We start from the raw sequence: 6,198 nt of genomic DNA on the forward strand, positions 1-6,198 counted from the left end.
CACCCAACCGGTACGCGGCCGTGATCGCCGCCTGGATCAGCGCTTGCTGTACTGCGGCGCCTTACGGGCCTTCTTCAGGCCGTACTTCTTGCGCTCGGTGGCACGCGGGTCACGAGTCAGGAAGCCGGCCTTCTTCAGCGCGGGCCGGTCGTCGGGCTGGATCAGGATCAATGCCCGCGAGATGGCCAGGCGTAGCGCGCCGGCCTGGCCGGACGGGCCGCCACCGTCGAGGTGGGCGAAGATGTCGAAGCTCTCGGCCCGATCGACGATGACCAGCGGAGCCTTGATCAGCTGCTGGTGCACCTTGTTCGGGAAGTAGGCCTCCAGGGAGCGGCCGTCGAGGTCGAACTTGCCGCTGCCGGGCACCAGGCGGACCCGCACCACGGCTTCCTTGCGGCGGCCGACGGTCTGGATCGGGCGCTCGATGACGATGTCCTCCCGCGGGGCCGGCGCTGCGGCCTCGACGGGCTCGGCGGTCTCGACGGTTTCTTCGACCACGACCTCGGTCTCAGTTCCTGCGGTCTCTGTCATTGGGCCACCTGCTTGATCTCGTACGGAGTCGGCTGCTGAGCAACGTGCGGATGCTGCGGACCGGCGTAGACGTGCAGCTTGCGCTTGATCTGGCGGCCGAGCTTGTTCTTGGGGATCATGCCGACGATCGCCTTTTCGACGACCCGATCGGGGTGCTTGTCCAGCAACTCACCGATCGTGCGGCTCTTCAGCCCGCCGGGGTAACCCGAGTGGCGGAAGGCGAGCTTCTTGTGTTGTTTGTCGCCGCTGAGGGCGACCTTTTCGGCGTTGACGATGATGACGAAGTCACCGCCGTCGGTGTTAGGGGTGAATGTCGGCTTGTGCTTACCGCGCAACAGGTTTGCTGCCGCGACGGCAAGGCGACCGAGCACCACGTCCTGGGCGTCGATGACGTACCACGTCCGCGTGGTGTCACCCGCCTTAGGCGCGTAGGTGGACACAGCGCTTACCTTCTCTTCTCTCGGGTGGATCCCGGTGACCCGGGTGCCGGTCAGGCGTGTGCGGAAGGGATTTCTCGGCGACCGACGTTGACCCGAGTCCCGGCGTACCGCACGCCAACCGAGCAGCTTACCGGCGGTTATCCGCGCAGGTCAAAACGCGTCATCCGGGTGCAGCGCTGCATGACCCAATCAAGAGTTGGCTAGTTGGCTGACACGCTGGGGCGAGATTTCCAGAAGAGCGGCGATATCGCGGACAGGTACGCCGTGGCTGACGAGCCAGTGCGCGTATTCCCGCGATCGAGCGCAATGTACGCCCGCCTCTCGGACATGACTGCGCGGTCCCGCCGGTCTCTCCTTACCGACGGGACCGCGCAGAGTCTTCGGTGATTACCGGCCCCGCTGTGCCCATACGCCGGCCGCTCGGTGATCGGCCGCCGCCACATCATCGGCCCCGTCGCGCACCGCGTTGCCTAGGTCGACCAAGATCTCGTTGAGCGCGGTGGCCGCCTGATGCCACTTCAACTGCTCGACGCCGTAGGCGGTGGCAGCTTCCCGAGTCCATAGCTCTTGCAGCGGCGCAACGTTCGCCTTCAGCTCTTGCAACGCGGCGTTGAACCGCGCCGAAGCCGTGTGGATTTCCTGCCGGACAGACGATTCGATCTCGTCGAAGTTGTAAGACAGCCGCGGGTCCATGGACGGTGGCCTCACAGGTTCCCGGCGGCAGCGCCGATGTGACGCGCATGATTGTCGGCCGCGTCGCGTAGCGCGACTTCGTTATGGCGAATGGTTTCCGCGATGCTCTGCAGCGCGTGATGCAGTTTCATCGATTCCGCGTTCCACCGGTGCACCACATCCCTGAAACGCCATGCCGCCATTCCGCCCCATACCGATGGCGGTACTCCGCTCATGCGACCGATGAACGACTGCAGCATCGCTCGAATCTCCTCATTGCGGGCATCGATGACCGCAGCGACCGAGCGCATGAGGTCGAAGTCGGTGCTGAGCGCGTTTCCACCTGTCGGAGTGCTCACGTGTTCCCCTCTTGCCAACAGCCGCGGACCTGGCCGCGCCAACGACAGATAAGACGCCCCCTAATCCGATCTGGTTCCCGCCAGATTCATTCCAATGCCCGAGCCGACCGGACCGCGACCTCGCATTCCTGGTCCACGGCCTCGTCGTGGCCCTGACGGCTTTGACATCCGATGCTGATCCGGACAGTTTTGTCGACCCACACCGTCCACCGGATGTCATGACCAGACCGGATCTCTCGATAGGTCACTGCCGGACGGCCTGCACTGTGGCCCGCCGGGTTGAAGTCGACGAAGACTCCAGCAGGTTCAGCGTCGATCGCGGTTTTGAGAAACTCGGCGGTCGCATCCAAAGATGGCAGCGCGACCAGCGACTGCGTCACGTGCAACGCGACTTCCGGATCCGATGGTGAGGTGATCTGCACCCGCGCCGATCCGGGGCCTGTCACGATGCGTCGCAACGGCCATTGAGCCGGAACTTTGACTGCGACATGGCCTTCCACGACATACGTTGCCGGAATGCTGTCGTCACGACCGCGGGGTGGTGAGTGACGTGTCAATGTGCCCACGCCGACCACGACGCTGATCACCGCAAGTGCCAACGCGAGTCTCCAGAGATTACGGCGCAGACCCGCCGAAACGGCCTTGGGGGTCGCCGCTCGGTCACGGCTTTCAAGCGGAACAATCGCTCCGGCAAGTTTTCTCAAGCCGATATCATCGATCTCCAGCACGGCGACAGTGCCACCGGAATTCTGAAGTTCTCGGGCGATCAAAGCGGACAAGCTGCGGGCGCCGCTCACCGTTCTCGGGGCGTCGATGACCACCGCGTGCAAGGTCTCCGGCACCATCGTGAGGATGGAATGCACGACCGCTTCAGCGACGGCCTGCTGGTCCCGATGGCGAGTCTGGGCGACCATAGCGGCGCCCGTCACAGCCACGAGATCATCAGCGATTTCGACGACCAACGTCGCATGCTCAGCCTTGGCTTGAGATGCGTGCGTCAACAACCACGACCGCGATCGCAGCACAGCCGGGCCGACAAGAACGTGCGCGGCCGCGCCAACTACGTCGACGCGCTCCGGCGCCCACCACGACGGGTGAACGACGATCACCCCTTCGGCGGTACCGCAGTCGGCTGCCGCCAACACCGAACGCCACAGCGATTCGACGGTGACCGGACGAAGGTCGATCAGCGTCACCGGATCATCGATGTGCTCGAAAGCAACCCTTTCCGCCTCGCTATCAGCGACAGTGGCTCCCCCGCAACATAATCGGCGGATCGCGGTCGGGCCGACCTCCAGTATGTGCGCCCTCACGGTGGCGGACTCCAGCCGACTTGGATCAGATGCGGGCTACCGCGCCCAGTAATCAGGGTGCCGCGGCCAGGCGGCATGGACGATGCGCGTACCGACCCAATAGTCAACCCCTCGTCCGGGTTTCCGCTCATCAGCAGAGTCATGGAACCCGCATCGCGCAACCCGCCGAGTAGTGGCTCGAACATAGCGCGGGCTGCACCGCCGCTACGGCGTGCCACCACCACGTGCAAACCCAAGTCTCTGGAGTGCGGCAGCACCTCGGACAGCGAAGCCAGCGGATTGCCACCAGCGCTGCCGATTAGGTCGTAATCGTCGATGACAACGTATATCTCTGGGCCCGACCACCACGACCTCTCACGCAACTGCAGCGGCGTGGCATCCCGAGGGGGCATTCTTCGACGCAACTCCTCGATGAGGGGCGGCACTACCTCGCCGACTGCATCGGCGGAAGCAAGGTATCCCCCAAGGTGTCCGGATTCGGACTGCACGACGCCAAGTAGCGAACGTCGCACATCGACGACGAACAGTTGGCATTGCGCAGCGGTAGTAGTCCGCACCAGCTCACGGCAGATGACGCGCAGCGTGGCTGTCTTTCCGGACTCGTTGTCACCGAGGATCAGCAGATGTAAATGCTGCGCGAAATCGATGACAACCGGACACAGTTCGCTCTCCTCAAGGCCGACCAAAGGTCTGAGTTCAGGTGCGCCTGCTCGCTCAATCACCTCGCAATGCTCGACCTGCGCGGGTAAGAGCGGGATTGGCGGCGCAATCCAGCTGTCGCGATGCCAACAGGAGTCGGCGTTGGAATCTTCGCCATCAAGCGTGGGTAGCGCAACGACCATGTGCAGTCCATCGTGGGAAAGGCCCCGACCGGCTTTGCCCTCAGGAACTTCGTGAGCCCGCCGTCGATCCAGTTCAGAATCCGCAGGATCGCCGAGCCGCAACTCGATTCGCGTGCCGATCTGATCTCGTAGCGCGGGCCTAATCTCAGCCCAACGCGACGCTGACAAGACGACGTGCACACCGTACGACAGACCGTCAGCGGCAAGTGCTGCCACCGATGCTTCGACGGTCTCGAATTCCCGAGTCAGGCTTGGCCAACCGTCAATAACCAGAAAGACGTCGCCGAAGCGATCGCACAGTCGATCCCGGCTCTCCTTGAGCTGCCGATAATGTGCGATCGATTCGATCTCGTGGTCGCGGAAGAGCATTTCGCGTGACCGAATGAGTGAGCTGAGCCAATCAATCATGCGATGAGTCAATGGCGGATCGGCACGTCCGGCGACCGACCCGACGCTGGGCCACTCTCGCAGAGATGCCAACATCCCACCACCGAAGTCGAGACAGTAGAACTGCGCTGCGCTCGGATCGTGAGTGACTGCCAGCGCGGTGACAAGCGTGCGCAACGTTGTCGACTTACCCGATTGAGGTGCTCCGACAATAGCGACGTTGCCTGCGGCTCCGGACAAATCGACGACCAGTGGCGTCCGACACTGCTCGAACGGACGGTCAACGACCCCGATCGGAACTGTCAAGGGGGACAACGCTTCACCGCCGGCCAGCAGGGTGCTCAAACCCGGCGCCGCTCCGAGCGGCGGCAGCCACACTTCGTGGGCTCGCGGACCGCATCCCGACAGCCGCTCGACCACGGCCTGGAGGACAGTGCGGCGGTTGACCGCATCCGTCTCGGTATGGCCGGCAACGCTGACCGGCCCGATCGGCTGTGTGGCGAATAGACGGGCAGGGGCTAACTTCTCTTCTCGCTCCAACGAAATGAGCTCATCCGCCGCCCGCTGTGTATCGGCCCGGCACGGTCCCGACACGTACGCCGACTGGAATCGGATCAATTCGTCGGTGCCGACTCGCAGATAGGCAGCGCCCGGCACGCTGGGCAACTCATAAGCGTCGGACGTGCCCAGAACAGTCCGCGATTCGTTATTCGACAACGTTTTAAGGCATATCCGATAGGACAGATGCGATTCCAGGCCGCGCAATCGGCCTTCCTCGAGACGTTGACTTGCCAACAGCAGATGCACGCCCAGCGACCGTCCGAGTCGACCGATCGCGACAAAGACGTCGGCGAAATCTGGATGTTGACTCAGCAATTCGGAGAACTCATCGACGATGATGAACAGTGTTGGCAGGGGCGGTAGTTGAGCTCCGGCATGCCGAGCTCGCCGATAGGCAGCGATCCCGTCGACGTTGCCCGCCGCTCGAAGCACTTCTTGGCGGCGATTCATCTCGCCGGTCAGCGCATCACGCATTCGCCTGACCAACGCCGCCTTATCGGACAGGTTCGTGATGACAGCGGCGACATGCGGCGCCGGCTCTAGCCCTGCGAATGTTGCGCCGCCTTTGAAATCTATGAGGACCAAGTTGAGATCCTCTGGTGAATGGCAGGCCATCATCCCCAAAGCGACTGTTCGCAAGAACTCCGACTTGCCGGAACCGGTTGCCCCGATACAGAGCCCGTGTGGCCCCATTCCGTTCTCGGCAGCCTCTTTGATGTCCAGCTCCACCGGTGCACCCGCAACCGTGATCCCGATCGGAACACGGAGCCGATCGTTTGGCGTTCTGCCGGTCCAACGTTGCTCCGGTGCGAAGAAAGTGACATCGCCGATTCCGATCAGATCCGACCAATCCGTCGGCTTCGACGTATCCTTGGCGCTTGCCCGATAGCCGGCCAGCCGCTGCGCACACGCCAGCGCAGCGGTGTAACTCATAACATCCGGTCGTGCGGCGATTTCGTCGTCGACCGATGTCCCAACGACCACTTCGCTGCCGCTCACCCGCAACCGCAGGGTGCCAACAAGTGCCGTGTCGTCGATCGTCAGCGTCGTGATGGCTTTGCCGGCAGCGCTGTTCACTCGTTCGGTGTCGTCA

Annotated in this window: 6 protein-coding genes; all 6 read right to left on the minus strand. The window is 63.2% G+C overall.

Translation table 11 applies throughout. The features are described 5' to 3' along the window. Nucleotides 1-36 precede the first annotated feature (36 nt). The gene (rpsI, locus tag VGH54_RS17640) at nucleotides 37-531 is read right to left on the minus strand and encodes a 30S ribosomal protein S9 (RefSeq protein ID WP_331513366.1); all 495 of its coding nucleotides are present in this window, start codon (nucleotides 529-531) and stop codon (nucleotides 37-39) included. Continuing rightward, nucleotides 528-971, minus strand: coding sequence for a 50S ribosomal protein L13 (gene rplM, locus VGH54_RS17645; protein ID WP_331513367.1), 444 nt, complete (start codon nucleotides 969-971; stop codon nucleotides 528-530). The genes rpsI and rplM overlap by 4 nt, the downstream gene beginning before the upstream one ends. 387 nt (nucleotides 972-1,358) lie before the next feature. Beyond that, on the minus strand, nucleotides 1,359-1,664 hold the full coding sequence (locus VGH54_RS17650; protein WP_331513368.1) for a WXG100 family type VII secretion target: 306 nt from the start codon (nucleotides 1,662-1,664) through the stop codon (nucleotides 1,359-1,361). 11 nt (nucleotides 1,665-1,675) lie between these two features. Continuing rightward, nucleotides 1,676-2,002 (minus strand): WXG100 family type VII secretion target, encoded by a 327-nt coding sequence (locus VGH54_RS17655; protein ID WP_331513369.1) that lies wholly within the window; start codon nucleotides 2,000-2,002, stop codon nucleotides 1,676-1,678. 86 nt (nucleotides 2,003-2,088) lie between these two features. Then, entirely contained in the window at nucleotides 2,089-3,198 is a 1,110-nt protein-coding gene (locus tag VGH54_RS17660) for a type VII secretion-associated protein (RefSeq protein ID WP_331513370.1), read from the minus strand. A 113-nt stretch (nucleotides 3,199-3,311) separates the two neighbouring features. Beyond that, a partial coding sequence (gene eccCb, locus VGH54_RS17665; protein ID WP_331513371.1) for a type VII secretion protein EccCb occupies nucleotides 3,312-6,198 on the minus strand: 2,887 nt, incomplete at its 5' end.

Origin of the sequence: Mycobacterium sp., from assembly GCF_036488105.1 — a bacterium.
Taxonomy (GTDB): Bacteria; Actinomycetota; Actinomycetes; order Mycobacteriales; family Mycobacteriaceae; genus Mycobacterium.